This window comes from Actinophytocola sp., assembly GCF_045807065.1.
Classification (GTDB): Bacteria; Actinomycetota; Actinomycetes; order Mycobacteriales; family Pseudonocardiaceae; genus Actinophytocola.
Genome location: NZ_JBJMIE010000266.1, coordinates 1 through 3730, shown reverse-complemented (window position 1 = coordinate 3730; position 3730 = coordinate 1). Strand labels below are relative to the sequence as shown.

Sequence of the window (3730 nt, the reverse complement as noted above, 5' to 3'; positions counted from 1 at the left end):
GCCGGCGAGGACCTCGCGGACACCGGCGCCCTGAGCGGCGGCTGGGTGCTGCGCCGCGCGGACGGCACCGCACTCGACTCCGCGCGGACCCTCGCCGCGCAGCGGGTCCGGGACGGCGAGGTCCTGCACCTCACTCATGCGCACACGGACTGGCCCGAGCTGGAGTACGACGACCTCGTCGACGCCATCGCCACGGGGTCGGCACGCACCGGCGGCGCCTGGGGACCCCGGCACACCCGCGCCGCCGGACTCGCGATCGGCGCGCTGGCCGTCGTGCTCGCACTGGCCGCCGTCGCCCGGTCCGGGCCGCCGTGGCCGGGGCCCGCCTGGTGGTCCATCGGCGTCGCCGGCGTGCTGCTCGCCACCGCCCTGCTCCTCGCGCGCGCCGCCGGGGACACCGGCGCGGGCGCCATCGCGGCGGCCGTCGCACTGCCGTTCGCGTTCGCGGGTGGTGGGCTCGTGTTCGCCGGGAACCGGGACCTGCCCGACCTCGGCGCGCCGCACCTGCTCGGCGCGGGTGCCGCGCTGCTGCTGGCCGCCATGGTCGCCCTGCTCGGGGTGGTCGACCGGGCCGCGCTGTTCGTCGGGGCGGCCACCGTAGGGGTGTTGGCCGTGGTCGGCGGCTGGCTCACCACGCTCGACTCGCTCGAGGGGTACGAGGCCGCGGCGCTGGTCGCCGGGATCGGGCTAGCCTTCTCCCCCGTGCTCGCGCCGCTGTCGATCCGGCTGTCGCGGGTGCCGATGCCGGTGCTGCCGAAGTCCTCCGCCGACCTCCTGCGGGACGACCCGCAGCCACCGCGGGGTGCCGTCTACGCGTCGGTGCTCCGCGCGGACAGCCTGCTCACCGGCATGGTCGGCGGGCTCGCCACGGTCGTCGTGCCCTGCCAGGTGCTGCTGGTCACCAGCGGCAGCGAGGCCGGGATGGTCCTCGTCATGGTCCTGACCGTCGGGTTCCTGCTGCGAGCGCGGCTCTACCCGATCGTGCGGCAACGCGTGCCGCTGCTGGTGGCCGGGCTGGCCGGGGCCGTGTGCCTCGCGCTCGACCCGCTCATGTCCGACCGGAACGACCTGCTCACGATGGCCGGTCCGGTGCTGCTGCTCGCCGGCATCGCGGCGGCGTTGCTCGGCGTCCTGCACAGCACGCGCGAGGCCAGCCCCTACTTCGGCCGGTACGCGGAGATCCTGGAGGTGGTGCTGGTGCTGGCGATCGTGCCGGTCACCTGCTCGGTGCTGGGCCTGTACGGCTACCTGCGCGGGCTGGGCGGCTGACATGGCCTCCAAGCGCGACCAGCTCCACGCCTACCAGTTCCTGGTCCAGCGGGTCATCTCCGCACTGGTCACCAGGGAGACCGACCCGGAGCAGCCGCCGTTCCGCCGGCCCGTCAACGCCGCGTTCGGCGGCATCGCCATCGCCGTGATCATGCTGGCCGCGGTCGGCGTCTACGGGGTGATCAACCCGGGCGGCAACCAGACGTGGGCGGACGGCAAGAAGGTGGTCGTCGAGAAGGAGACCGGCACCCGCTACATCTACCTCGACGGCCGCCTGCACCCGGTCGAGAACTACACCTCGGCACTGCTGGCGCTCGGCGACCACGCCGAGACCGTGAGCGTGTCGCGGGACTCGCTGACCGGGGTGCCCCGCGGCCCACGCATCGGCATCCCGGACGCGCCGGACGACCTGCCGGGGCCCGACGGCCTGCTGAGCGACCCCTGGACGCTCTGCTCGCAGCCGGCGCCGGACCTGACCGGGACGGTCGTGCCGACATCCGTGCTGATGGTCGGGCAGACCGTGAGCGGCGGCCTGACGCTGCGCGGCGAGGCGGTGCTGGCGGACGTGCCGGAGACCGGCGAGCGGTACCTGGTCCTGCGCGGCTACCGGCACCTGATCAGCAAGCCGGACCAGCTCGCGGTCGGGCTGGCGCTGCGGGCGACGCCGGCGGTGCGGGTGAGCCCCGCGGTGATCGAGTCGATCCCCGCCGGCCGGCCGATCGCGCCGATTCCCGTGGCGCGGATGGGGCAGCCGGCGCGGGTGGTGCGGCCGGACGTCCTCGCCGGGCAGCTGTTCGGGGTGTCGACGTCGCGGGGCGTGCAGTTCTACCTGGCCGAGGTGGGGCAGCTGCGGCCGATCACCGAGCTGCAGTACGACATCCAGCGCGCGTACCAGGAGACCGCGAAGGCGTACCCGAACCAGGAGCCGAGGGCCCTGCCGATGGGGTTGATCGAGGCCAGCGGGGCACCGCAGGCGTCGATCGCGCCCGCGAAACCCGGGGACCCGCCGGCCGTCCGGCCGGACTTCGTGCGGATGGACGACGACGCGACCCTGTGCCTGACGTTCCCGCCCAGGGCCAGCGTGCCGCTGGTGACGCTGGCGCCCGTGATGCCGCCGGTCGACCCCATGGCGGCCACGCCGAAGCGGACCGAGCGGGGCGCCGTGCTCGCGGACCGGGTGCTGGTGCCGGCCGGGCGGGCGGCGGTCGTCGAGGCGGTGCCGTCGGCGGACGCGCCGCGCGGGACGTTCCTCGTGGTGACCGACCAGGGCATCGCGCACGCGCTCGCGTCGGCGGACGTGCTGAAGGTGCTCGGGTACTCCGACGTCACGCCGGTGCGGATGCCGGCGGGCCTGGTGGCACGGATCCCGATGGGCTCGGGCCTGAGCCACGAGGCCGCCCTCCAACGGTAGGAGAAGGGCCCCGAGTCGCTCGGGGCCCTTCTCCTGCGGTCAGTGCGCCCGGCGTACCGAGGGTGCCACCACGCGTTCGTCGGCGGCCGGTTTCTGCTCCACCTGCCACAGGTCCTCGTCGATGAGCTGGACCGTGGTCGGCACGTCGGACTCCTGCACCTGCTTGCGCCCGCGGCCGGCGAAGGCGTTCAGGTCGGCCATGCCCGCCTTGCCGCTCAGCATCACCGGCAGACCCGGTGTCACGACCTCCTTGCGGCGGTTCCGGTTGCTGCCGCCGCTGGGGCGGGACGCCGTGCCGGAGCCGGGGGCGCCGCCGCCACCCATGCCACCCATGCCCATCGGGGACATCGGCATGCCACCCATGCCGCCGCCCGATCCGCCGCCGCCCGCGGTGGTCGCCGCACCGGCGGAGGTCGGCGCGGCGGGGGCCACGCCGGCCGGGCCGGTGGACGCGGGTGCCTGGTACGGGGTCGCGGCCGCGGGGATCTGACCGGTGCCGCCACCGACACCACCGCCGATGCCGCCGCCCCCGCCAATGCCACCACCGACGCCACCGCCACCGCCCGCCGAGCCGAGGCCGGGAATGCCGCTGATGGCGCCGCCGCCGAGGCTCACACCCGGCACCTTGACCCCGGCGACGGGACCACCGCCGGCGCCACTGCCACCGCCACTGCCACTGCCGAGGCCACCGCCCTGGCCGTTCCCACTACCGCTGCCGGTACCGAGGCCGGGGATGCTCGTGATGGGAGTGGGCAGGGCACCCAGGCCGCCGCCACCGCCACCACCGCCGGGGCCGCGCGGGCCGCCACGGCCGGGGCCGCTCGGACGGCGGTCGCCGTCACGCCGCGGACCACGGGGACCGCGGCGCACTTCGCCTTCGGGGCGCGGCGTGCTGTCCAGGGACGGCGCGTCGGTGCGACCGAGGGTGTCGCCCTTGTAGACCCAGACCTTGACGCCGATGACGCCGTAGGTGGTCTTGGCTTGGGAGAAGCCGTAGTCGATGTCGGCGCGCAGGGTATGCAGCGGCACGCGGCCTTCGCGATACCACTC

2 protein-coding genes and 1 pseudogene are annotated in these 3730 nt (G+C 75.4%); 2 read left to right on the top strand and 1 reads right to left on the bottom strand.

The genetic code is table 11. The features are described 5' to 3' along the window. Together eccD and eccB are read left to right on the top strand one after the other, a co-directional pair. The coding region (gene eccD, locus ACJ73U_RS15465; protein ID WP_407778310.1) for a type VII secretion integral membrane protein EccD at positions 1 to 1269 on the top strand (1269 nt) is incomplete at its 5' end. A 1-nt stretch (position 1270) separates the two neighbouring features. Beyond that, the gene (eccB, locus tag ACJ73U_RS15460; protein ID WP_407778309.1) at positions 1271 to 2680 is read left to right on the top strand and encodes a type VII secretion protein EccB; all 1410 of its coding nucleotides are present in this window, start codon (positions 1271 to 1273) and stop codon (positions 2678 to 2680) included. A 923-nt stretch (positions 2681 to 3603) separates the two neighbouring features. Here the strand turns inward: eccB and ACJ73U_RS15455 are convergent. Further along, positions 3604 to 3730, bottom strand: a pseudogene (locus tag ACJ73U_RS15455) (30S ribosomal protein S3); the annotation flags it as partial.